At 68.2% G+C, this 23,289-nt stretch carries 18 protein-coding genes; 12 read left to right on the top strand and 6 right to left on the bottom strand.

Going from position 1 to position 23,289, the window contains the following annotated elements:
- The first annotated feature begins 178 nt into the window (after nucleotides 1-178).
- The 3 genes from DZG09_RS04595 (at nucleotide 179) to DZG09_RS04605 (ending at nucleotide 3,511) form a co-directional block, all read left to right on the top strand.
- Nucleotides 179-1,036, top strand: coding sequence for an alpha/beta fold hydrolase (locus tag DZG09_RS04595; protein ID WP_119696491.1), 858 nt, complete (start codon nucleotides 179-181; stop codon nucleotides 1,034-1,036).
- A gap of 40 nt (nucleotides 1,037-1,076) precedes the next feature.
- Complete coding sequence (locus DZG09_RS04600; protein ID WP_119696492.1) at nucleotides 1,077-2,126, top strand: lipoate-protein ligase LplAB; 1,050 nt, start codon at nucleotides 1,077-1,079, stop codon at nucleotides 2,124-2,126.
- A gap of 224 nt (nucleotides 2,127-2,350) precedes the next feature.
- On the top strand, nucleotides 2,351-3,511 hold the full coding sequence (locus DZG09_RS04605) for an AI-2E family transporter (RefSeq protein ID WP_119696493.1): 1,161 nt from the start codon (nucleotides 2,351-2,353) through the stop codon (nucleotides 3,509-3,511).
- Nucleotides 3,512-3,560: 49 nt separating this feature from the next.
- Here the strand turns inward: DZG09_RS04605 and DZG09_RS04610 are convergent, their stop codons facing one another.
- Nucleotides 3,561-4,589 (bottom strand): LacI family DNA-binding transcriptional regulator, encoded by a 1,029-nt coding sequence (locus tag DZG09_RS04610; RefSeq protein ID WP_119696494.1) that lies wholly within the window; start codon nucleotides 4,587-4,589, stop codon nucleotides 3,561-3,563.
- A 265-nt stretch (nucleotides 4,590-4,854) separates the two neighbouring features.
- On the opposite strand from DZG09_RS04610, the gene DZG09_RS04615 reads away from it, so the two are divergent.
- From DZG09_RS04615 to DZG09_RS04640, 6 genes are all read left to right on the top strand, one after another.
- Nucleotides 4,855-8,721, top strand: a complete 3,867-nt coding sequence (locus DZG09_RS04615; protein ID WP_240423693.1) for a PQQ-dependent sugar dehydrogenase — start codon at nucleotides 4,855-4,857, stop codon at nucleotides 8,719-8,721.
- Between the two features lie 117 nt (nucleotides 8,722-8,838).
- Entirely contained in the window at nucleotides 8,839-10,056 is a 1,218-nt protein-coding gene (locus DZG09_RS04620; RefSeq protein ID WP_205529059.1) for an amino acid ABC transporter substrate-binding protein, read from the top strand.
- A 3-nt stretch (nucleotides 10,057-10,059) separates the two neighbouring features.
- Nucleotides 10,060-10,944 (top strand): branched-chain amino acid ABC transporter permease, encoded by an 885-nt coding sequence (locus tag DZG09_RS04625; RefSeq protein WP_119696495.1) that lies wholly within the window; start codon nucleotides 10,060-10,062, stop codon nucleotides 10,942-10,944.
- A 16-nt stretch (nucleotides 10,945-10,960) separates the two neighbouring features.
- On the top strand, nucleotides 10,961-12,079 hold the full coding sequence (locus tag DZG09_RS04630) for a branched-chain amino acid ABC transporter permease (protein ID WP_240423695.1): 1,119 nt from the start codon (nucleotides 10,961-10,963) through the stop codon (nucleotides 12,077-12,079).
- On the top strand, nucleotides 12,072-12,815 hold the full coding sequence (locus DZG09_RS04635; protein ID WP_240423697.1) for an ABC transporter ATP-binding protein: 744 nt from the start codon (nucleotides 12,072-12,074) through the stop codon (nucleotides 12,813-12,815). The genes DZG09_RS04630 and DZG09_RS04635 overlap by 8 nt, the downstream gene beginning before the upstream one ends.
- On the top strand, nucleotides 12,805-13,539 hold the full coding sequence (locus tag DZG09_RS04640; RefSeq protein ID WP_240423699.1) for an ABC transporter ATP-binding protein: 735 nt from the start codon (nucleotides 12,805-12,807) through the stop codon (nucleotides 13,537-13,539). The genes DZG09_RS04635 and DZG09_RS04640 overlap by 11 nt, the downstream gene beginning before the upstream one ends.
- Before the next feature lie 240 nt (nucleotides 13,540-13,779).
- On the opposite strand, the gene pgm is transcribed toward DZG09_RS04640, so the two are convergent.
- Nucleotides 13,780-15,420, bottom strand: a complete 1,641-nt coding sequence (gene pgm / locus DZG09_RS04645) for a phosphoglucomutase (alpha-D-glucose-1,6-bisphosphate-dependent) (RefSeq protein ID WP_119697396.1) — start codon at nucleotides 15,418-15,420, stop codon at nucleotides 13,780-13,782.
- 285 nt (nucleotides 15,421-15,705) lie between these two features.
- Between pgm and pheA the strand changes: the two genes are divergently transcribed.
- Nucleotides 15,706-16,662, top strand: a complete 957-nt coding sequence (gene pheA, locus DZG09_RS04650) for a prephenate dehydratase (protein WP_119696497.1) — start codon at nucleotides 15,706-15,708, stop codon at nucleotides 16,660-16,662.
- Between the two features lie 18 nt (nucleotides 16,663-16,680).
- Here the strand turns inward: pheA and DZG09_RS04655 are convergent, their stop codons facing one another.
- On the bottom strand, nucleotides 16,681-17,544 hold the full coding sequence (locus tag DZG09_RS04655; protein ID WP_119696498.1) for a hypothetical protein: 864 nt from the start codon (nucleotides 17,542-17,544) through the stop codon (nucleotides 16,681-16,683).
- A complete protein-coding gene (locus tag DZG09_RS04660) occupies nucleotides 17,529-18,029 on the bottom strand; it encodes a hypothetical protein (protein ID WP_162893156.1) in 501 nt (166 codons plus the stop codon). Before DZG09_RS04660 ends, DZG09_RS04655 begins: the two co-directional genes overlap by 16 nt.
- Before the next feature lie 318 nt (nucleotides 18,030-18,347).
- Between DZG09_RS04660 and DZG09_RS04665 the strand changes: the two genes are divergently transcribed.
- Complete coding sequence (locus tag DZG09_RS04665) at nucleotides 18,348-19,490, top strand: hypothetical protein (protein WP_119696500.1); 1,143 nt, start codon at nucleotides 18,348-18,350, stop codon at nucleotides 19,488-19,490.
- A 44-nt stretch (nucleotides 19,491-19,534) separates the two neighbouring features.
- On the opposite strand, the gene DZG09_RS04670 is transcribed toward DZG09_RS04665, so the two are convergent.
- Both DZG09_RS04670 and DZG09_RS04675 read right to left on the bottom strand, forming a co-directional pair.
- Nucleotides 19,535-20,584 (bottom strand): LLM class flavin-dependent oxidoreductase, encoded by a 1,050-nt coding sequence (locus DZG09_RS04670; protein WP_119696501.1) that lies wholly within the window; start codon nucleotides 20,582-20,584, stop codon nucleotides 19,535-19,537.
- Nucleotides 20,585-20,714: 130 nt separating this feature from the next.
- Nucleotides 20,715-21,077: a hypothetical protein gene (locus tag DZG09_RS04675; protein WP_119696502.1), complete on the bottom strand. Its 363-nt coding sequence runs from the start codon at nucleotides 21,075-21,077 to the stop codon at nucleotides 20,715-20,717.
- Between the two features lie 379 nt (nucleotides 21,078-21,456).
- Between DZG09_RS04675 and DZG09_RS04680 the strand changes: the two genes are divergently transcribed.
- Nucleotides 21,457-23,265, top strand: coding sequence for a cation:proton antiporter (locus tag DZG09_RS04680; RefSeq protein WP_119696503.1), 1,809 nt, complete (start codon nucleotides 21,457-21,459; stop codon nucleotides 23,263-23,265).
- The last annotated feature ends 24 nt before the right edge of the window (nucleotides 23,266-23,289 follow it).

Raw genomic sequence — 23,289 nt, forward strand, 5'->3', positions numbered from 1 at the left:
GCTTGCGAGATGCGCCACTCTCGCCGAGATGCGCACTTCTGAACGTTGTTCTGTCGCAGAAGTGCGCATCTCGCGGGCTGCATCTCACCCGGGTCAGCGGTGCCGTCGAGAGCGGGCCGCGACGCGACACCCGGTGCCGACCGGTGCGTGTGAGAGCATCCTGCCATAGGGTTCGAACATGCCCGAGTTCATCGATGACCGCGGTGTCGTGATCGTCTACGACGTGTACGAGCCGCGCGCAGAGCCGCGCGGAGTGGTGCATCTCCTGCACGGCGTCGGCGATCATGCCGGACGGTACGCGCACGTGATCGATGCGCTCACGGCGGCCGGATTCGTCGTCTACGCCGACGATCACCGCGGGCACGGCCGCACGGGCATGAAGCAGCACGGCTCGGCGGCGAAGCTCGGCAGGCTCGGCTCGGGAGGGCTGCGTGCGGCGCTCGCCGCTGTCGACCGGATGGGGCGGATCATCCGGACCCAGCGTGTCGGCCTTCCGCTCATCCTGCTGGGGCACTCCTGGGGCTCCTTCCTGGCGCAGATGCTGATCAACGACGACCCCCGCAGCTGTGAGGGTCTGATTCTCACCGGATCCGGGCTGCGGGTGTTCGGCGGGCTGAACGCAGGCGACCTGAACGCGCGGTGGCGGGGCCCCGGTGCAAACGGCATGGAGTGGGTCTCAACGGATGCCGAAGTGTCACAAGGGTTCGTCGACGATCCGCTCACCAGCACGGAACCGCTGGCGAAGCTGTTCGGTCCGCTCGATACCCTGCGGCTCTACGGCCGTCCGCGCAAGGGGCTGGCGGACGATGCAGGCAGTGACTTTCCCGTTCTGCTCATGGTCGGCGGCGATGACCCCGTCGGCGGTCCGCGCTCGGTGCACCGGCTCGCGAAGGACTACCGGGAGCGTGCGGGATTCCACGACGTCACGACCCTCGTCTACCCGGGCGCTCGCCATGAGATCTTCAACGACCACAGCTGGCCGCAGTCTCGCGCCGATCTCATCGCCTGGCTCGAGCGTCGCTACCCGGCGGCATGAGGCCGCGCCGCGTTCCCCGGGACGCGCGTAATCTGGAGGCATGCACGGCGAATTCAAGGTGCCAGGCGGCAAGCTCGTCGTGGTGGACCTCGACGTTACTGACGGCAGGATCGCGGACTTCCACCTCGCGGGCGACTTCTTCCTCGAACCCGACGAAGCGCTGCTCGAGATCAACGCCGCGGTGAACGGCCTGTCGGAGAGCGCCGACGTGGCGCAGATCGCCGGGGCTGTGCGGGCCGCACTCCCCGAGGACGTGCAGATGCTCGGCTTCACTCCCGAGTCGGTCGGCACCGCTGTGCGCCGTGCGCTCGTCACGGCATCCGGATGGCGGGACTTCGAGTGGGAGGTCGTCGATGACCCCGCCGTCTCCCCGATGATGAATCTCGCTCTCGACGAGGTGCTCACCGAGCGGGTCGGCGACGGGCGTCGGAACCCGACGCTGCGCATCTGGGAATGGGACGAATCGGCCGTGGTGATCGGCTCCTTCCAGTCGTACCGCAACGAGGTCGATCCGGATGGCGCCGCCGGGCACGGCTTCCAGGTCGTGCGGCGCATCTCCGGCGGTGGAGCGATGCTGATGGGCGCCGAGCAGATCATCACCTACTCGCTCTACGTGCCGTCGTCGCTCGTCGCGGGCCTCACGTTCGCCGACTCCTACGCGTTCCTCGACGACTGGGCGCTGCAGGCGCTGCACTCCGTCGGCATCGAGGCGAGCTATCAGGGCCTGAACGACATCACGAGCCCGCAGGGCAAGATCGGCGGCGCCGCGCAGAAGCGCCTCGCGAACGGCGGTGTGCTGCACCACGCGACCCTCAGCTACGACATCGACGGTCAGGTGATGACGGAGGTGCTCCGGATCGGCCGCGAGAAGCTCAGCGACAAGGGGACGACGTCTGCGGCGAAGCGAGTCGACCCCATCCGGAGCCAGACCGGTATGCCGCGCAGGGCGATCCTGGACGAGTTCATGAAGACGTTCCGCTCGTATACGGGCGCGACCGACGGATCCATCACCGCGGAGGAGTACGCCGCGGCTGAGGAACTGGTCCGCACCAAGTTCTCCACGGAGCGCTGGCTGCACCGCGTCCCGTAGCCGTGCTGCGGGGCACGGCGGTCAGCGAACGGACCGTTCCTGCTCGATCGGACCGGTTGCTCACGCACGGAAACGGTCCGCTCGGAGAGGAAGGGCACGTCCGCGCGCGGGTTCGTCCGTCGTATTCCGTCTGCCGCATAGTCGATGCAGACGGTTCCGGATGCCGAGCAGATGCCCAGCGTGCGATGCGTGCGTTTGTCGCAGGTCCGGGGCATGATTGACGCATGTTCCGTAAGAAGCGACTGGCACCTCCCGCGCCGACGCGACAGGCGTCGGCCACGCCCAGCCGTGCCGGGGCCGCATGGTCCGACGGCCTGGGTATCCTGGCTATCCGATCCGTGCAGATCATCGCGGTCGTGCTCCTCCTCGGCGGAGCGATCTGGGGGCTGCGCTCCCTGACCCTCGTGGTCATCCCCGTGCTGCTGGCGATCGTGTTCGCCGCGGCGTTCGAGCCCGTGATGCGCTTGCTGCGTCGGGTGATGCCATCGGCACTGGCGACGGTGATCGTGCTGCTCGGGGTCGTCGGCGTGATCGGCGGCGTGGTCTGGCTGATGGTGCGGGCCGTCATCGCGGAGTGGCCGAAGCTCTACGAGAGCGCGGAACAGGGCATCGGTCAGATCATCGACTGGGTCGAGCAGCTCCCGTTCGACATCGACACGGCGCAGATCCAGGAGTGGTGGCAGACGGCACAGGACTTCGTGCTCAGCTCTCAGTTCGGCTCCGCACTCGGCAACGGTGCGATCGCAGGCGTCAGCGCCGTGGCGACCTTCCTGACCGGGCTCGTGCTGATGGTCGTGATCCTGTTCTTCTTCCTCAAGGACGGCCCCCAGATCTGGCAGTTCGCCATCCGTCCGTTCGAGGGCGAGTGGTACGACCGGATGCAGCGAGTCGGCACCAAGGCCGTCAATACGATCGGCGCGTACGTACGCGGAACGGCGGCCGTCGCCGCCGTCGACGCGATCGGCATCGGCGTCGGCCTGTGGATCCTGGGCGTGCCGCTGTGGTTCCCGCTGATGCTCGTGGTGTTCCTGCTGGCGTTCATCCCGATCGTGGGCGCCACGCTCGCCGGCGTTCTCGGCGCGCTGGTGGCGCTGGTCGACGGCGGGATCGTGAAGGCGCTCATCGTGGTGGCGATCGTGGTTGCGGTGAACCAGCTCGAGGGCAACTTCCTGCAGCCGGTCCTGATGGGCAAGGCACTGAAGCTGCACGCACTGGCGATCCTGATCGCACTGACCATCGGCACCGTGCTCGCCGGCATCCTCGGCGCCATCCTCGCCGTGCCGATCGCTGCCGTGATCTGGGGCGTCATCCAGGTGTGGGACGGCCCGAACCAGCCGGCCAAGTGGGCCATGAAGAAGAAGCGCACAGCGGACGTCGAAGCATAGGGCGTTCAGTCGCCTTGCGAGGCAGGGCGCAGAAGGTGCGTAGGCGCGCTCAGCGCGGCGGCGTCGAATCGCGGATGGCGAGCGATAGGGGCAGCGGGGGCGGCTGCGTCCACTCAGCAGCGACGACGGCACGAACGGCGGCCTCGCCGAGGCGTTCGAGCGGTGCGTTGACGGATGTGAGTGTGGGGGTGACGTCGCTGGCGAAGGGAATGCTGCCGAAACCGGCGACGGCGATGTCGTCGCCGATTCCGCGACCGGCGTCGCGGATGGCCGACATGGCGCCGATGGCGACGACGTCGGTGATGGCGAACACCACGGTGCCGGGGCGCACACCGTCTGTGAGCGCTGCCGACATGGCGTGGTATCCCTCGGCGCGGCTGAATCCGGTGCGCAGCACGCGAGGCGCATCGCCACCGGCGGTGCAGAAGCCCTCGGAGAATCCGGCCAGCCGGTCGTCACTGGTGACGAGCCCGTCGGCTGCTGCGAGGGCGATGGCGTCACGATAGCCGCGTCGGGCGAGCGTTCGGCCGAGTTCGAGCGCTCCGCCGCGATCGTCGATGGCGACTGTGCGGGCGTTCGTCGTGCCGGCCGGCGCTCCGATCGACACGATCGTGCCCCCGGCGGACTCGACGTCGTGCAGCATCGCCGTGAGCACGGCGCTGTCGGTGTGGCTGGAACGCGATGCGGCCAGGACGATGCCGCGGGGCCGCTGACCGCGCAGGTTGCGGACGAGGCGCGCTTCGCGTTCGGTCGCACGCTCAGTGATGCCGATCGTGAGCACGAGATTCTCGTCGTCGGCGGCATGCGCGACGCCGGATGCGATGCGGGAGAAGTACGGGTCGGCGATGTCGGCGACGAGAAGGGCGATCGTCGCAGAGGTGCCGCGCGCGGTGGCCTGGGCCGACAGGTTGGCGGAGTAGCCGAGTCGGTCTGCGACGGCTTCGACGCGCTCCCGGTAGGCGTCGGCGACGTTGCGGGTGGAGCCGTTGAGCACGCGCGATGCGGTGGCGAGCGACACTCCCGCTTCGCGGGCGACGTCCTGCAGCGTCGTCGCACGAGGTGCCGGGGCGTCTGACATGCCAGTCAGAGTACCGCGAAGTGTGCGACGACACCGTCTCGTGCGCGCGCCCAGGCTGCCGAGATGCGTACCTTTCGTCGAGATGCGCCGCTTTGGACGCCCGGATGTCGAAAACATGCGCATCTCGCGAGCACGGCAGGGGCGGGGCGGCCTCTCACGTCTGATCATGCCCACTGGGTAATCGCTTTCCGAAAAGGGGTGGTGCTTTCATGGGATAGCGCTTACCCTGAACGTGCTTGATCATTCCAAAGGCGGAAGGAACAGCATGTCTCAGTTGGTGCGCAGGAACGTTCTTCGGGGCGCGACGGCCGTGACCGCAGCAGTGGCTATGGCCGTCGTCGGGTCAGTCAGCCCGGCTGCGGCCGAGGAACCGGAGTTCACAGAACACCTCACCTTCGAGTCCTACGCGCGGGAAGCGCTTGACGGACAGGACGGGTGGACCGCCGACGGTCCCGCAGAGGTCGTCGCGGGGCCGTTGAACGGCAACAACCAGGTGCTCGAGATGACCGGCGGCTCCCACCGTGCCTCGCGGGCGATCCCGGAGATCGCCGATGAGGACACGGGCACGCTGTTCTTCCGCTTCTATCGCTCGGGCAGCGTGGACACGTCGTTCGGCATCACCGACGTCGACCAGCCCACCACGTACACCGACAGCAGGGCGTACGTGAACAACCAGAACAGCGACACGATGCTCGCCCGCGACGGCGGCGCGTTCACGCCGGTCGGGAGCTGGTCCGAGAACGCCTGGCAGTGCGTCTGGGTCGTGGCCGACAACGCGTCGGACGAGATCGCCGTCTACAGCCAGGGCGGTGCCTACGAGGAGCAGACGCGCCTGCCGGACGGCGCGGCCGAGCAGTTCGGCTTCCGAGAGGATGTCTCAGGCAGTCTCGACCGGTTCTTCTGGATCAACGGATCGAGCAGCGACGGGCAGCTCATGCTCGACGACGTCGCCGTCGACAACACGGGTGAGAACCTCGCCAACCCCACCGGCAACCCCGCCGACTGCGCTTACACGGGCGAGGCGGAGCAGCCGTTGCTGAACCCTCTGCCGGATCCCCGGCAGTCCACGCTGGGCATCGAGGTCGAAGAGCTCGCACAGCTCCCCGAGTCGCACACCACTCCGGAGACCGGGGACTCGCGCCTCGAGCGGCACAATCGCATCACGCACCTGGACGAGGTGCCCGACGACTCGGGCCGACTGATGGTGCCGGATATGAACGACATCCTCCACCTGGTCGACAAGGACACCGGTGATCACGTTCCCTACCTGAACGTGCGCGACCGCTTCATCGACAACTTCCATAACCACGCCGGTCTCGGCACAGGTCTCGGCTTCGCCGAGTTCCATCCGGAGTTCGCCGAGAACGGCATCTTCTACACGGTGCACACGGAGGCGGGCAGCGCCCTGACCGAGGACGACCCGGACTTCCCCGAGTACGGGACCACCGGCTACCACAGCGTGCTCACCGAGTGGACGGCTTCCGACCCGTCGGCGGAGACCTTCGAGGGCACCAGCCGCGAGCTGATGCGGTTCCCGTTCGCAGGTCGCGTCCACACGGTGCAGCAGATCGCGTTCAACCCGACGGTCGAGCCGGGCGACGCCGACTACGGGAACCTCTACATCCTCGTCGGTGACGGAGGGAACGGTGTCGGCAACGACAACCCGCAGGACCCGGCGACTCCGCACGGCACGATCATGCGGGTCGACCCGCTCGGCTCCGACAGCGAGAACGGTCAGTACGGCGTTCCCGACGACAATCCGTTCCTCGATGAGCCCGGCGCGCTGCCGGAGATCTACGCCGTGGGGATGCGCGACCCGCACCGGATCAGCTGGGACACCGGCGGCGAGCACCAGATGTACCTGGGGCACATCGGCGAATGGCAGGTGGAGTCGATCTACGAGGTCGAAGCCGGGGACAACTTCGGCTGGTCAGAGCGCGAGGGTCCGTTCCTCGCCGACAACCGGCAGATCTTCCCGCTCCCCGAAGGCGATGCCGAGCTCGGGTACACCTACCCGGTCGCCGCATACGACCACAACCGCGACCCCGGCCAGACCGGCGACGCGGGTGTGGCCACCAACGGTGGCTTCGTCTACCGCGGCGGCATCGCCGAGCTGCAGGGGAAGTACCTGTTCACCGACCTCGTCCGAGGCTGGGTGCTCGCCACCGATCACGAGGACATGATCCGAAACGACGGCGATGTCGATGATCTTGCCGAGATCTCCGAGCTGAGGGTGTTCGCCGACGGCGAGGAGACGACGTTCCAGGAGCTCGTCGGCGACGACCGGGTCGACCTGCGGTTCGGTTCGGATGCCGACGGCGAGCTGTACCTGATCGCCAAGGCGAACGGCACCATCTGGAAGGTCACGGGCGCGCGCACGGTCAGTGCGCAGTCGCCGATCGTGCTGCCGGAGCTGGCCGACCGCGTCGTGGCGCACTACGACTTCGATCACCCGGTCGACGGTTCGGCCGCGTTCGAAGCAGACCAGGGCACATCCGGCACGGAGATCGAGTTGGTGAACGGCGGCACGGAGATGCGCGTCGCCGATGCGGCGTACCCCGGCGCAGGCGAAGCGCTGCAGACGCAGCAGATGAGCCCGGATGAGCAGTCGAACGACGACTGGAAGGCCGGTGTGCACAATCCGGATGGCGTGGAGTCGCTCTCAGGGCTGGCCGGGCTCGATTCCACGTCGGTGATGGGCTGGTTCAAACCGACCGGTCTGCACCCCGCGCTGAACTCGAACACCGAAGACCCGGATGACCGCTACAACGCGATCGGTCTGGCCGGTGTGCTCACGGGCACCTCGGACGGGCACGCCGTGCGCGCGCTGCTGGAGGTCATCCAGGTCGACGGCGAGCTGAAGATCGTCGCCCTGGCCCGACGCGTCGACGGCGAGGCCTCATGGACGTATGCGGCTGACCTGCCGTGGGACGAGATCCTGGTGCGCGGCGAGTGGGCTCACCTCGCCGCCGGCTTCGACTTCGCCGCGGGAGAGATGCAGCTGTTCCTGAACGGCGAGGAGCTCGAAGGCGACTACACCAGCGCGGACAACCCGTGGGGCGAAGGCGCCACATCGCCGAGCGTTCCGGCCGGAATCAAGATCGGCGGGAGCTTCCCGCAGAACACTCGGGAGGCCAACCCCTTCACCGGGCGGATGGACGATCTGATGTTCCTCGACACGGCGCTGACCCCCGAGCAGGCGGCGGCGCAGTACGACATGTTCGACGTGCAGCCTCCCGCCGAGACGACGATCCCCGGATGCTCCTTCGACGAGGAGCTCACCGATCTGATGGCGGGCGAGAACTGGCAGCCGCGGACCCCGGAGCTGTGGGAGTTCCCGGGTGACGAGATCGTCCTGGCCGAGCCCGGCGGCAACCCGGACGACGGCATCCGCCGTCCGTTCGAGTACGCCCTGCTCGACCACGAGCCGTTCGGATCGGTGCAGATGGAGGCGGACGTTCGCCTCGACGCCCCCGCCACGGTGAACAACCGCGACGTCATCCTGGTCTTCGGGCACCAGTCGGACACCGAGTACTACTACGCCCACCTCTCGCAGGACAACACGATCTATGCGCACAACGGCATCTTCAAGGTGGACGGCGCCGACCGGGAGCGCATCGATGACCAGTACGACGGCAGCGTGGGAGCGCCGCCGGCGGTCACCGATGAGGAATGGCACGACGTACGACTCGTCCACTGTGCCGAGACCGGTGAGATCGCCGTCTGGGTGGACGGGCTGGACCGGCCGCTGCTGACGGCGACGGACACCGCATTCGCCGAGGGCCGGGTCGGATTCGGCTCCTTCGACAACACTGGACGGATGAGAGACCTGACGGTGTCGACGTCGGCGGACGAGCCGGTCGGCCCGGCCCTGGCGCTCAGCGACGAGTCGGTCAGGGCGCACTCCTCCGTGACGGCCACAGGCGCCGGGTTCGAACCGGGGGAGCACGTGTTCCTGCGGATCGACGGGCAGCCGGGCGTCGCCGCCCGCGTCTTCGCCGCCGACGACGGCGCATTCGAGGTGGAGATGCGGATCCGTCCGAACACCTCACCGGGCGCGCATGAGGTCGTGGCCACCGGGCGCAGCTCGGGCGCGGAGGCCCGCGTGACTCTGGAGGTGCTGCCCCGATAGAGCAGGCACCCGCAGCGCGGCGACGGACGAAACGAGGATCGTCGCCGCAGCACCGAACCACACGCGGCGCCGCACGGCGCACGTGAGCACAGTTCCCACATCAATGAGGAGGATGGGATGTCGAAGAGGAGAGTTGTCGGTTCTGCGGCCGTGACGGCCGTAGCAGCCATGGCGCTCGTCGCCTGCAGCGGAGGCGACGGAGGAGGCGACGCAGCGGATGATCCGATCGTCGTCGGCATATCGCTGCCGCTGACAGGTGACTTCGCCGAGCCCGGGCAGGGCGTGCAGGCGGGGTATGAAACGTGGGCGAAGGTGGTCAACGACGGCGGCGGCCTGCTGGGGCGCGAAGTGGAGCTGAAGATCCTGGATGATGCGTCGGATGCCGACCGCGTGGTGCAGGACTACGAGGCCCTGATCGCACAGGACCAGGTCGATCTCGTCGTCGGACCGTTCTCCACCCGCTTGGTCGTGCCGGCCTCCCGCGTCGCAAACGAGTACGGGATGCTGTTCGTGGAGCCGGCGGCTGCGGCGGTGGAGGTGTTCGAGAACGGCTTCGACAACATCTTCTACGCCGCTCCAGCCATCGCGCCCGACCACTACAACCACCTGGTGGAGTACATCCTCGCCCTGCCGGAGGACGAGCGCCCGCAGACGATGGGCGTCGCGGCGATGGACGACCCGTTCGCACAGGGAACCGCATACGGCCTGCGCGATCAGCTCGAAGAGGCCGGCGTGGAGGTGGTGGTGGATGAGGTCTACCCGCCCAACCACACCGACTTCTCCGGTGTCGCCGCGGCGATCGCCGACGCCGATCCGGATCTGATCGTCGGCGGCTCGCAGTACCAGGACGGTGTGAACCTGATTCTGGCGCTGCAGCAGCTCAACTATCAGCCCCGGATGGTGGCCTTCTCCGGCGCCCCGACGAACGCGGAGTTCAGCGAGGCGATCGGCGGCGGCGTCGACGGGATCCTCGCGCCGACAGGCTACGACAATCAGGCGCCGTGGCCCTCGAACGAGGAGTTCGTCGCGGCGCACGAGGCGCTGCACGGTGAGGCGCCCCAGGAGGACGAGGCCAACGCGTACACGGCCGGCCAGGTGGTGGCCGCTGCGGTGGAGGAGATCGGCTGCGCCGAACAGGGTGAGTGCCAGCAGCAGCTGATCGACTACCTGCACGGCGCCACGGTGGACACCGTCGTCGGTCCGCTCGCGTGGGACGACGCGGGCAGGCCGGATGGGGCGCACCTGATCCTGCAGTACGTGGACGGCGAGATCACCACGGTGCTGCCGGAGGACGTGGCTGAGACCGAGCTCGTGCACCCGAAGCCGAAGTGGTGACCGGTGACCGGCGCCCTTCTCTTCCAAAGCCTGATCCTGGGCATACTGCTGGGAGGGCTGTACGCCCTCCTGGCAGCGGGCCTGACGCTCTACTTCGGGGTCATGCGCGTGGTGATGCTCGCCCATGCGGCGTTCGTCATGCTCGCGGCGTACATCGCCTGGTTCTTGACCACTCGGACCGGGTTGGATCCGATGCTCTCGCTGGTGATCAGCGTGCCGCTGTTCTTCGTGCTCGGGTACGCGATCCAGCGATGGCTCATCTCGCGGCTGAAACCGGCGACGATGACGATGATGTCGGTCCTGATCACCTTCGCCCTCGCGCTGCTCATCGAGGGCGGCCTCGGCATGGCCTTCACCGGCACCCAGCGCCGGCTCGATCTGTCGTACGGCACCTCGAGCCTGAACCTGTTCGGGGCGTCGATTCCCATCGTGCAGATCATCTCGTTCGGGCTGGCCGCCCTCAGCCTGGCCAGCCTGTACCTGCTGATGAAGAAGTCGAAGTTCGGGCAGGCGCTGCGGGCCACGATCCAGCATCCGGAAGCGGCCCGCCTTGTCGGCATCGACACCGGCAGGGTCGCGGGCCTCGGCTTCGGACTCGGCCTGGCCACCGCGGCAGTGGGCGGCGTGGCGATGTCGCTGCAGTACACGATCTTCCCGTCTCTGCACTGGCACTGGATCGGCCCGCTGATGGCGATCATCGTGGTGGGCGGGCTCGGGTCGATACCCGGTGCGGCCATCGCCGCGATGCTGCTCGGCATCATCCGGGTCATGCTCGAGATTCCGCTCGGCCCCACGTGGGCCCAGACCATCTTCTACGTCGCGCTGTTCGTCACTCTGATGGTTCGGCCGCAAGGATTCTTTGGAGGTCGTCTTGCGCAACGCTTCTGATACCGGATCCCCTGCCGTGACCTCGCGACTGGCGTTCCTGACCGGCAACGGCACCAGCAGGTGGCGCCCGCTCGTCGCCATCGCCGTCGTGATCGCGATTCTCGCGCTGTGGCCGCTGGTCGCACCGAACCCGTACATGCTCAGTGTGGGCGTGATCGTGCTCTATCACGCGGTGCTGGCGACATCGTGGAACGTGATGGGCGGCTTCACCGGGTACATCTCCATCGGGCACGCGGCCTTCTTCGGGGTCGGCGCCTACGGCACCGGACTGCTGGTCATCCACACCGGGATGAACTTCCTGCTCGCGACGCTGATCGCCGCGATCGGCACGGCGATTCTGACCATCCCCGTCGGGATGGCGGCGCTGCGGGTGCGCGGCGCCTCGTTCGTGATCGTGACGATCGCTCTCGTGCTGGTGCTGCTGCTCGTCTTCCAGAGCATGGGGTCGGTGACCGGCGGGTCGGATGGCCTCGTCGTGCCGCGTCCGTTCCCGGATCTGCTGCGGCCGGAGCATCACAGGGTCTTTTTCTTCCTGTTCCTCGGCCTGCTGACGCTGTGCCTGCTGGTGTGGACGTTCATCGACAGGTCGCGGTTCGGCGCGGCGCTGAAATCGGTGCGCGAAGACGAGGACAAGGCCGAATCGCTCGGGTCGCCGACCGCGGCCCTGAAGCTGACGGCCTTCGTGATCTCTGCCGGGCTCACCGCGATCTGCGGCGGCTTCTACGCCGTCTGGTTCGGGGACCTCGATCCGGTGTTCCAGTTCGACATCGTGCTCTGCTCCACCATCGTGCTGATGGCGCTGTTCGGCGGCAACCGATATCTGTTCGGACCGCTGCTGGGAGCGATCGTCGTCAGCGGGGCGGAGGAGTACTTCGTGCTCAACTTCGGCGACACCCAGTTCCACCTCATCGCCCTCGGTCTGCTGCTGGCGATCGTGGTCCTGTTCCTGCCGGACGGCGTGCTCACCGGAATCGCACAGCTCATCGCGCGGCTGCGACCGCAGGCGGCGTCGATCAGCGAGCTCTCTGCGGGGGAGCTGGCGGATCAGCGCGCGGGGCGAGAAGCGGATGCTCCGGAAGGCGGCAGCGGTGCAGCCGATGCACGCGACGCGACGAAAGGGGCGCCCCGTGAGTGAGACTCCCGTCATCCTCCAGACCCGTGATCTGCGCAAGTCGTTCGGCGGTGTGCACGCTGTCGACGGCGCCACCACGACCTTCTACGAGGGCAAGATCAACGGCCTGATCGGGCCGAACGGTTCGGGCAAGACGACGTTCTTCAACTGCGTCACCGGCATGATCCGTCCCGATTCCGGCACGATCACGATGCACGGCCGCAACGTCACGGGCTGGGCGCCGCATCGCATCGCCAGGGCGGGTCTGGGGCGCAGCTTCCAGCTGTGCCGCGTCTTTCCCCGGATGACGGTGCTGGAGAACATGCTGGCGGCCGTGCAGCCGGCGTCGTTGCGCGAATACATCGGCAACGCTCATCATCGCCGTACGGTCGAGCGGGCCAGGGCCATGCTCGAACGCGTGGGAATCGACCATCTGGAGAACTCCGAGGCGCGCGACATCTCGTACGGGCAGCAGAAGCTGCTCGAACTCGGCTCCACGTTGATGACCGATCCGCCGTTCGTGATGCTGGACGAACCGGCGGGAGGCGTGAATCCGTCGCTGATCGAACGCATCGCGGTGCTGGTGCGCGAACTCAATTCCGAAGGCACGACGTTCCTGATCGTGGAGCACAACATGGATCTGATCATGAGCCTGTGCGATCAGATCGTGGTCTTCGACCGGGGTGCGCAGATCGCCGCCGGAACCCCGGATGTGGTCCAGTCCGATCCGAAGGTCTTGGAGGCATACCTTGGCGTCTGACGTTGTTCTCGAACTGTCCGATATCGAAGCCGGATACGGCAAAGCGGCGCTCGTGCTGCGCGGACTGTCGGTGAAGGTTCGCCGCAAGGAGGTGGTCTGCCTCGTCGGGCCGAACGGTGCGGGCAAGTCGACTGTGCTGAAGGTGGCCAGCGGCATGCTCAGGCCCCGCTCGGGACAGGTGCTGCTGAGCGGGGAGGATGTCACCGGTCAGGGGCCGCAGAAGCTCCTGCGCGGCGGCCTCTCGCACGTGCTGCAGGGGCACTCGGTGTTCAAGGAGATGACCGTCGAGGAGAACATCCGTCTCGGCGGCTACGCGCTGTCGGACCAGTCGGCCATCGCGGAGCGGATCGATTTCGTGCGAACCGTGTTCCCCGTGGTGGCGGAGCAGTGGAAGCAGAGCGCCGGGGCGCTCTCGGGTGGTCAGCAGAAGCAGGTGGAGTTCGCGCGGGCGATGATCGTGCAGCCGGACGTGGTGCTGCTGGACGAGCCGTCCATGGGGCTCGACCCCAAGCGCACCGCCACGATCTTCGAAGAGGTCGATCGCATGCGCCGGAACGGCGTGGCGGTGCTGATCGTGGAGCAGAACGCCCGCCGCGCCCTGCAGATGGCGGACGTCGGCTGCGTGCTCGACCTCGGCCGTGTGTTCGCCACGGGCCCGGCATCCGAGCTCCTCGCCGACCCCAAGCTCAGCGAGCTCTACCTCGGAGGCCGCGCCGCAACCTGACCCCGCTGCCGAGATGCGCACTTGTCGTCGAGATGCGCCGCTTTTGACGCCCGGATGTCGAAAAGGTGCGCATCTCGCGAGCGGTCCGTGCAGCAGCGGAGTCGCTCGTGCCTGATCATCCGGGGCGGTCGGGGCGGTCGGGGCAGTCGTGCCCATCGTGCGGAGACGGCGGCGCTGTTGGCGTGACGGCCGCGAAGAAGCAGCAGCAGGAGGATCGCGCTTCGGCGCGGGTGAGTCAGGTCAGGCGCCGAGCACCTGATCGATGACGTCCTTGGCTTCGAGCTGCACCTGGTGCAGGTGCTCAGGGCCCTCGAGGCTCTCGGCGTAGAGCTTGTAGACGTCTTCGGTGCCGGAAGGACGGGCCGCGAACCACGACGTGGCCGTCTGCACCTTGAGCCCGCCGATGGCCGCATCGTTCCCCGGCGCGCGCGTGAGCTTCGCGGTGATCGCATCTCCCGCGAGCACATCCGCCGTCACGTCGTCGGCGGACAGCTTCTTCAGCGCGGCCTTCTGCTCCGGGGTGGCGGGGGCATCGACGCGCGCGTAGGCCGACGAGCCGTGCTCCGCTTCGAGCTCGCGGTACCGCTGCGACGGCGTCTTGCCCGTCACTGCGATGATCTCGGCGGCGAGCAGGCAGAGCAGAATGCCGTCCTTGTCGGTGGTCCACACGGAGCCGTCCTTGCGCAGGAACGATGCTCCTGCCGACTCCTCGCCTCCGAAGCCGATCGAGCCGTCGAGCAGGCCGGGCACGAACCACTTGAACCCGACGGGCACCTCGACGAGCCTGCGGCCGAGGGAGGCGGCGACCCTGTCGATGATCATCGACGAGACGAGCGTCTTGCCGACGCCCGCGTCCAGCCGCCATCCCGGCCGGTTGGCGTAGAGATAGTCGATCGCGACGGCGAGGTAGTGGTTCGGGTTCATCAGCCCGGCGTCGGGCGTGACGATGCCATGCCGGTCGGCGTCGGCGTCGTTGCCGGTGAGCAGGTCGAACTCGGAGCGCCTCGCCACGAGCGATGCCATCGCGGACGGCGACGACGGGTCCATCCGGATCTTCTCATCCCAGTCCAGCGTCATGAAGCGCCACGTGGGGTCGACATCCGGGTTCACGACCGTCAGGTCGAGGCCGTAGACCTCGCTGATCAGCTGCCAGTACTCGACCGAGGCACCGCCCAGAGGGTCGGCGCCGATGCGCACGCCGGTGGACTTGATCGCTTCGACGTCGATGATGCTCGCCAGGTCGCGCACGTACACGTCGCGGTAGTCGTAGGTGGCGAGGGAATCGTGGTCGAGATCGGCGAACCGGAGGCGGCGGACCGCTTCGAGGTCGTCGGTCAGCAGGTCGTTGGCGCGGTTCGCGATCCATTCGGTCGCGTCCGTGTCGGCGGGCCCGCCGTGCGGCGGGTTGTACTTGAAACCGCCGTCGCTCGGGGGGTTGTGGCTCGGAGTGACGACGATGCCGTCCGCGCGATCTGGGTCGGTGGTATCGCGGCCGGCGTTGTACGTGAGGATGGCGTGGCTGAGCGCCGGGGTCGGCACGTACGAATCGCGCGAATCGATGCGCACGTCGACGCCGTTGGCGACCAGCACCTCGATGGCGCTGTGCTGGGCCGGGAGCGACAGGGCGTGGGTGTCGCGACCGAGGAACAGCGGGCCTGCGATGCCCTGCTCCATGCGGTAGTCGACGATCGCCTGGGTGGTCGCGAGGATGTGGTGCTCGTTGAAGCTCGACTTCAGGCTCGAACCGCGGTGACCGCTGGTGCCGAAGGCGACGCGCTGCGTGTCGAACTGCGGGTCGGGAACAAGGTCGTAGTACGCACCGATGAGCTCATCGATGTCGGTCAGATCGGATGCTTCCGCGGGCTGTCCTGCGCGACTCATGATCATATTCTGCCAGGCATCGTTACCTTTCGGTTATGCATCGGGTGTGCGAATCGGTCACGATCCGTTCTTCGAGGTCGATTCCGGAGCAGCCGGATGTCGGTTCGGAGCGGTCGGCGCACTGACCTCGGGTCGGGAGCTGTCCGGCGCCGGTTGCACAACGCAGTCAGATCGGGATGATCAGGGCGTGCTTTCGGCACGCTCGCGACGGCCATCACGGGGGCGACGCCCGGATCGACTGCGTTGTGTGCGGCGGACGGCGATGGCGGCGCTACGCTTTTGGGCATGACGAACGAAGCTGCCGCCCCGCGTACGTACAGCTACTTGGGGCCGGCCGGAACGTTCACGGAGTCGGCGCTGGAGCAGGTGCCGGAAGCGCGCGGGCAGAATTGGAAGCCGGTGAGCAACGTCGGCGAGGCGCTCGGCGATGTCGCGTCAGGGTCCAGTGACGCGGCGATGATCGCGATCGAGAACACCGTCGAGGGCGGAGTGTCGAGCGCGCAGGACGCGTTGGCGGATGTGCCGGGCCTGCGCATCGTGGGCGAGTATCTGGTGCCGGTGTCGTTCGTTCTCGTCTCACCGCGCGGCGTCACGCTCGATCAGGTGACGGATGTCGCAGCGCACCCGGTCGCGTATGCGCAGTGCCTGAAATGGCTGGGGCAGAACGTGCCTGGGCACACGCAGGTCATGGCGGGCAGCAACGTCGCCAGCGCGATCGGCGTGCTCGACGGCACGCTCCCGGCGCAGGCGGCGATCGCCGCTCCCGGTGTGGTCGGCCACTACGACGTCGACGTGCTCGCCGAGAACATCGGCGACAACCACGAGGCCGTCACCCGGTTCGTGCTCGTGACCCGCACGGGCGCGCCGCCCGAGCCCACGGGAGCGGACAAGACCTCGCTCATCGCCGAGCTGCCGAAGGAAGTCGCCGGCGCCCTCGTCGAGATGCTGGAGCAGTTCGCGACCAGGGGCATCAATCTGAGCCTTCTGCAGTCGCGGCCGATCGGCGACAAGCTCGGCCGGTACCGCTTCGTGATCGACGCCGATGGGCACATCACCGACGAGCGGATGGCTGACGCCCTGATGGGCCTCAAGCGCTTCAGCCCCAGGGTGATCTTCCTGGGCTCCTACCCGCGCGCCGACCGCCAGATCGTGCAGTACTCCGAGCGGTACAGCGACGCCTCGTTCGCCGAGGCCCGCGACTGGATCCGGGGGCTGCTCTCAGGTGAGCCCACGGGGGAGTAGACGCGGCGGGCGAGTCGGTCAGCATCCGGGGCCCGTGGGGTTCTCGGCGCACGTTCTGTCGACGAGGGCGGTGTCGGCGGTGACGGCGCGGACCGACGTTGTGGACGCGGGAGATGTGACCAGCCCGGTGACAGGCACGGTGCCGTACCGACCGAAGTCGACGTACGCGCTGGAGAGCACGCGTGCCGTGATCGTGTAGGTGCCGCGCTGCTGGTACGCATGGCTGGTGGGTGTGGCGGTGAACTCCGCCTGGCCGAGGGAATCCCAGGTCGCGCTCTCTGCGGTGACCTCGACCGACGTGCCGTCGCCGTAGTCGAGGGCGAGCAGCTCCGGCGTGAAGTGGACCGTCACGGGGAAGCCGAGCAGGTTGCCGCTCGAGCTGCCGCCGGCGACGGGCACCACGACATTCATCGGCATGCCGACGATCGCGACGCCGTCGGGCTCGCTCGCAACGGAAGGGGTCGGCGGCGCGAACGACAGCACCTGCGTCGCCGTGACGACGGTCGGCGGCTCCGGATCATCCTCGACGTCTTCGTCTTCGGTGTCGTCGTCCGTGTCGAAGCAGAAGTCGGGCCGCTGAACGCCGGGGTGCCACTCGCACCGGGGGTCGTAGACGACCTCGGTGTCGGTGTCGTCGCCGCCGGTGCCGTCGCCACCACCGCCGGTGCCGTCGTTGGTCGGCGGCGGGGGAGGCGGAGGATCGGGGGTGTCGACGGTGGTGTCGTGCGTGCCGTCGATGGTGACATCGGTGCCGGTGTTGTTTACGTCGCACGTGTCAGTTGGGCCGGTGATCGGACAGCCGGCAGAAAGGGAGATCCCGGGTGTCGGTGCGCCGAGAATCCCGTTTGCGATGGTGACAGCGATAGCTATGCCGAGTCGCACTTGGGCTCGCCCTCCCTGCCATCGAGCGATTGAATCGCGAGTTGTGTGGGCGTGGTGTCTGATGACACCAGGACCACGACAACCGGTTGCACAGGGAGGCGGTCCTCGGAGACGACTGACTCGCCGGAAGCATTGCGGATATCGACGTCAGAAACATCGACGCAGGAGTTGAGCGTCACAGTCGGAACATCCAGATCTACTTCAGCGGACTCAGGCAACGTCACAACAGCCGTCCCAGAACGTTCACGCTCCTCGGCGTGGGACGTTGTGACTGATTCGCGTTCGGACGCCAGCGCGTCGCCGGTCAGCCAGGCGTACACGGGCTCCGCGGATTCGGGATCGCTGAAGTCGACGTCGTTCGTGGCTTCCACGTAACTTTCGAACGTCTCCCGCGCCGCCTCAAGCGCCTCCTCCTCGGTCGCGAACCCCGTCGGTTCCGGGTCGGGCTCGGTCTCGGGGGCGCACGCGGCCACGAGGGCGAGCACTCCCAGCGCGCCGAGTGCGGCGGCGATTCTGCGGCGCCGGTTTCGCGAATCGAAGGTGGGCATGTCGTCACGCTAGCGATTCAGCGTGCCGCGGATGCGGTTATCCACAGGGCAATTCGGCAGAACGACAGTTGTCCCCAGTCGAGCGCAGGACGTCGACCGCTATGTCACGGAGCATCTGATATCGCTCTGCACCGGGGCCTCGGGGACAAGTTCTGCATCAGGACATCGGCGACGGTTCCGGGGCACCTGGCGGCGACGCCTCGGACGCCGAGATCGATGGTGAAGGACGTCGACGGCGGCGGATAGTGTGGGCCCGTGGCAGAAACCGACGGCTTGCGCGCAGCGATGATCGCGGGCGATGTCTCATCGCCTGACACCGCGCTGTCCACGGTGGAGCTGCCCGTCATCCGGGAGGAGACGACCTGGGTCTTCGGCGCCGCGATGCCTCCTGCTTGGCGACTCGCCGTCTGGCAGGGGCCGGGCGCCACGCTCTGGTGGGACGTCGCCGCGCCGGAGACGGACCTCGGCATCGTCGTCACCGACGCGACAAGCGCCCTGCCGTGGATCAGCGAGGTCTTCGGCGACGCCGTCAGCCGCTTGCTCCGCTCACCGGACGACCCATCGGCAGAAGCACTCGCATTCGTGCGTCAGACCCCGCTGGCGACAGCCGCTCGAGACGTCGCCCTTGCGCGCTGGCGCCAGGCGTGGTGGCCCGCCTCTCGCGAGAAGCTGGTCCCGCCGCTCGACCCCCGTCTGCTCGCGGCCGAACGCGCCGACGCCCTCGACCGGCTGCGCGAGGGCGCTACGTCGGTCGCACTCGCCGATACGGCGGCTCTCGACTCTGCGCGGCACGACCTCGCGGCCGCCGAACGTCGTTTCGGCCGGCTCGATGACCACGACTCGCACCCGCACCGCAGCATCGGCGCAGTCACGACCGGCGCCGAGCCGGCTCCGGTCGACGCATCCCCGAGCGATGCCGGCGTCGTGCCGTCCACCGGCGACCTCGCCCTGCACCGTGCGCCCGAGCGCAGGCGCGCCCCACTTTCCGGAACCTTTCCGATCGACGTCAGCCTCATTCCGCACGGCGTCGTCGACGCCGCGGCCGAGGCTCGCTGGCACATCGCGTTCCAGGGCGCGGTTCCCTGGATCAACCTCGAGATCCTGGCCGCGCCGCGCTTCGCGAACGAGGCGCCGCCCGAGCCCGACCTGCACGTGAGCTTCGCCGAGATCAACGCCGAGCTCACGCTCACCGATGGCGCTTGGCGTGCCGAGCAGCCCGTCCCGCTGCACGTGCTCACCGACCCGCCCAGCGACAGCACGCTCGTGCTCTACCTGCCGGGCCGCGAAACGCGCAGACCGGCGCCCGACGCCGCCGAACTCATCCGGATCGCCCGTGAACGCCTCGTCGCGCCGACGTCGCCCTCCGAGGGAGAGGCAGCCTCTCGCGCCATCGTGTGAACCGGTCCGCCGTGGGCACGAACGCACCCACGTGCACCCCAACCTCACATGGCCGCGGCGAGCAGCTCCAGCGTCTGCACGCGCCCGGCCGGCGACTCCGGCGCCTCGCTCTCGTACGAGCCGGACGACGCTCCGAGCATGATCTCCTCGACCTGGTGCTTCGCACCGAACTCGCGCAGCTGGCCGGCCACGGCATCCGGAGTGCCGATGAACCAGCGCTGCTTGTTCTGGTCGATGAGCGACTGCTCGAGGGCATCCGACGGGTTCGCGAGCACCTCGTCGATCGTCTCGATGGGGCGCATCGGCTTGTTCGAGCGCAGCCGGGCGAACTGGCGCAGCTGCGGCAGCGCCCGCTCGTGCGCCTCCTCATCCGTCGGCGCGACGACCACATTCGCGGTGACGAAGCTCCGCGGCGCAGGACGCGCCTCGCTCGCCGTGAACTGGTCGCGGTACAGCGCCATCGCACGCTCGAGGCCGTCGCCGGCGAAGTGGTTCGCGAACACGTACGGCAGGCCCAGCTGCGCGGCGAGCTGCGCCGAGTAGTCGCTCGATCCGAGCAGCCACACGTCGGGGCTGCTGCTCGCGGCGGGCGTCGCGTGCACGTTGTACTCGCCGCCGTTCACGAACCGGACGGTCGCGCCCACCGGGCTCGCAAGCGCCATGATGTCGGTGATGTGATCGGGGAAGCGCTCGACCTCGCTCGTCGCACCGGATCGCCGCAGCAGCTGCGAGATCACCTGGTCGCTGCCCGGCGCGCGCCCGATGCCGAGGTCGACGCGTCCTGGTGCCATCGCCTCGAGCGCTGCGAACTGCTCGGCCACGATGAGCGGCGCATGGTTCGGCAGCATGACGCCGCCGGACCCGACCCGGATGCGCTCGGTCACGCCGATCGCGGCGGCGATCAGCACGGCGGGCGTCGTCGATGCCACGGCAGGCATGTTGTGGTGCTCGGCGAACCAGTATCGCCGATACCCGAGCTCGTCCGCGCGGCGCGCCAGCGTCATCGACGCGGCGATCGCCTGCGAGCTGGTCTGCCCGGTGCGCACCGGCACCAGGTCGAGCACGGACAGGGCGGGGCTGGCAGTCTCGGTCACCCCAGTGGCAACGCGGGGTCAGGGCGGCGTATTCCCGCGTGAGCGTGCGGTGCGGAAGCGGACCACCTCGGCGCGGGGCGGTTCCCTGAACTCGAGAAGGGACGGTTGTGCGCCGGATGTCGCGGCGGGCTCAGAACGACAGCTCTGCCGCGGGCGGGAAATCGAGGACGGGCTCGTCGAGCGGCGCGAGCTCCAGATAGCTCAGCCTCCCGGCGTCGATGAAGAGCATGAGGTACGCAGAGTCGGTCGAGGCGCTGAGCACCACACGAGGCTCATCGTCCGTCGCGGGCCCGGATGCGTCGCCGAGCTCGATCGACGGACACTCGCTGCAGCCGCAGGACCCGTACGCCAGCGTGTCGTCGACCTGAGCGAGCCACGTCTCGCGCTCTGCGGCGTCCTGGGCGTGCGGGATGTCGTCGTCTCGCTCGCCGCGTTCGATCATCGCGGCGAGCACGTCGCGCTCGCGCTGAGTGAGGTTCCGCGGAGATGTCACCGCTCCATCATCCCAGCGCATCGGTGCCGTCCGCGCCGGGTCAGCGACCCGCCGCTGCGCATATCGCAGCAGTGCGCGGCCCCCTCCCGCGGCTCGCCACCCGCGGACTACAAACCGCAGAATCTAGGAGATCGAGCATTATCTAGGACGAAAACCTCGATTCGCATCCTAGAAAATGCTCGTTCTCCTAGCGTTCGCGCCGCCTCTCGCGGCCTCGACCTGCCGACCATGCCCGCATCCCGGATGTTCGCACAGCGAATTGCGCACAGATCATCCGGATGCTTGTCATAACCTGCGCATCTCGGTGAAATGTGCGCATCTCGGCAGCTGGGCGTGGGCGCCAGGACCGGTGCAGGATCCGGCCCGCTATTCTCGGCACATGGGTGCGGAACTGTTCTACGTGCTGGTCGGGGCCGTCGCCGTCGGAGGATTCGCGCGATGGCGCGGATGGCCCGCGCCGCTGCTCGTGACCGGTGTCGCCCTGGCCGTTTCGCTTCTCCCGTTCGTGCCGGAGATCGAGATCGACGGGCATCTGCTGCTCAACCTCGCGCTGCCGCCGCTGCTGTACTCGGCCGCCCTCGACGCATCGTTCATGAGCTTCCGCCGCTCGCTGCCGCACATCCGGCGCCTGGGTGTCGGCCTCGTGCTCGTCACTGCTGTGGTCGTCGGGGTGGTCGCGTGGCTGATCATGCCTCAGCTCACGTTCGCCGGGGCGCTCCTGCTGGGTGCGATCGTCGGCCCGCCCGACGCGGTCTCGGCCGCCGCGATCGGCCGCAAGCTCGGGCTGCCGCGCCGTGTGATGAACGTGATGAGCGGAGAGAGCCTCATCAACGACGCCACCTCGCTGACCCTGGTGCGCGTGTTCGCCGCCATCGTCGCGGGCGCCACGGTCACGGTGTGGCAGGGGCTGTGGGAGTTCGTCGTCGCGGTCGTGGTGGGCGTCGGGGTCGGCCTCATCGCCGGGCTCCTGCTGCACCTGCTCAGGATGATCTCGTCCGACACCGTCCTGAGTGCCGCATTCGGCCTGCTCATGCCGTTCGCAGCATATGCGCTCGCGGAGCATCTCCTCGGTTCCGGGGTGCTCGCCGTCGTCGCCATGGGGCTGTACGTCGGGTACCACGCGCCGAAGACGAACTATTCGACCCGTCAGCACGACAAGCCGATCTGGCAGTCCGTCGACTTCCTGCTCGAGAGCTTCGTGTTCGCCTACATCGGCCTGCAGCTGCCGACCGTACTCGACGAGATCGCCGGGTCGCACTCCTCCGTCGTCATCTGGCTGGCGCTGGCGGTCTTCGCGGCCGTCCTGATCATCCGGCCCCTGTTCGTCTTCGCGTCGTACTCGTGGGGACAGGCGCTGCAGCGCCTGCGCCTGCTGCGGTTCAAACACGCTGCCGAGGAACGGCGAAAGCATCCGGACGGCAGGTACGCCCGTGCGTGGGAGGAGAGGAAGTCCCGGATGCGCGCGCGGAACGGCGGTGCGGAACCCACCAAGGAGGCGATCAAGCGACGGGTTCTCGAGCCCGCGCTGTCGAGGCGCGAGCGCGTCGTGATCTCGTGGGCGGGCATGCGCGGCGTCGTCACGCTCGCGATGGCCGCCGCCCTTCCCGACCTCACCGGGGGCGAGATGCCGCTCGGCAACGTCGAGGTGATCATCGCGGTCGCCTTCGTCGTCACCGTCGGGACGCTGCTGCTGCAGGGGCTCACGCTGCCGTCGCTCATCCGAGGGCTCGGAGTGTCGGCGGATGCCGAACGGGCGACCGACGCGCGCGAGGTCGAGCGGGTGCGCAAGATCAGCCGCGACGCCGGGCTCGACTTCCTGCGCGAGCGCCAGGAGGCGTGGGTCCGTGAGCACGGCGAGGGCGCTCGCGATCACTTCAACAAGTTCTCGCGCGGGCTGCTCCGGATCCAGCGTGACACCGACCGCACCGAGCGTGAGGCCGAGACCACCGAGCTCGAGATCGTCGAGGCCGAGCGCGCCTCCCGCCGTGATGCGAAGGCGAAGGCCCGTCGCGCTGCGTTCGACGAGTTCGACGAGCTCTCCCGCGGGTGGATCGAGGTCCGCAGGCGAGTGCTGATGAGCGAGTGCCGCGCGGGCAACGTGAGCGAGGAGGTCATGCGCGACCTGTTCGTCGCGATGGACGCCGAGGAGCTCGCCCTCGACACCCGCGTCCGCTTCCGCGACGAGTGACGCACGCCCGTACCTGCCGTCTGT

The sequence above is a fragment of the Microbacterium halotolerans genome (genome assembly GCF_003569805.1).
In the GTDB taxonomy this organism is placed as follows: domain Bacteria; phylum Actinomycetota; class Actinomycetes; order Actinomycetales; family Microbacteriaceae; genus Microbacterium; species Microbacterium halotolerans.

Excerpts from the sequence above, each read along its gene's own strand:
- DZG09_RS04595 (WP_119696491.1), top strand. The coding sequence starts at position 179 with ATGCCCGAGTTCATCGATGACCGCGGTGTCGTGATCGTCTACGACGTG.
- DZG09_RS04600 (WP_119696492.1), top strand. The coding sequence starts at position 1,077 with ATGCACGGCGAATTCAAGGTGCCAGGCGGCAAGCTCGTCGTGGTGGAC.
- DZG09_RS04605 (WP_119696493.1), top strand. The coding sequence starts at position 2,351 with ATGTTCCGTAAGAAGCGACTGGCACCTCCCGCGCCGACGCGACAGGCG.
- DZG09_RS04610 (WP_119696494.1), bottom strand. The coding sequence starts at position 4,589 with ATGTCAGACGCCCCGGCACCTCGTGCGACGACGCTGCAGGACGTCGCC.
- DZG09_RS04615 (WP_240423693.1), top strand. The coding sequence starts at position 4,855 with ATGTCTCAGTTGGTGCGCAGGAACGTTCTTCGGGGCGCGACGGCCGTG.
- DZG09_RS04620 (WP_205529059.1), top strand. The coding sequence starts at position 8,839 with ATGTCGAAGAGGAGAGTTGTCGGTTCTGCGGCCGTGACGGCCGTAGCA.
- pgm (WP_119697396.1), bottom strand. The coding sequence starts at position 15,420 with ATGAGTCGCGCAGGACAGCCCGCGGAAGCATCCGATCTGACCGACATC.
- pheA (WP_119696497.1), top strand. The coding sequence starts at position 15,706 with ATGACGAACGAAGCTGCCGCCCCGCGTACGTACAGCTACTTGGGGCCG.
- DZG09_RS04680 (WP_119696503.1), top strand. The coding sequence starts at position 21,457 with ATGGGTGCGGAACTGTTCTACGTGCTGGTCGGGGCCGTCGCCGTCGGA.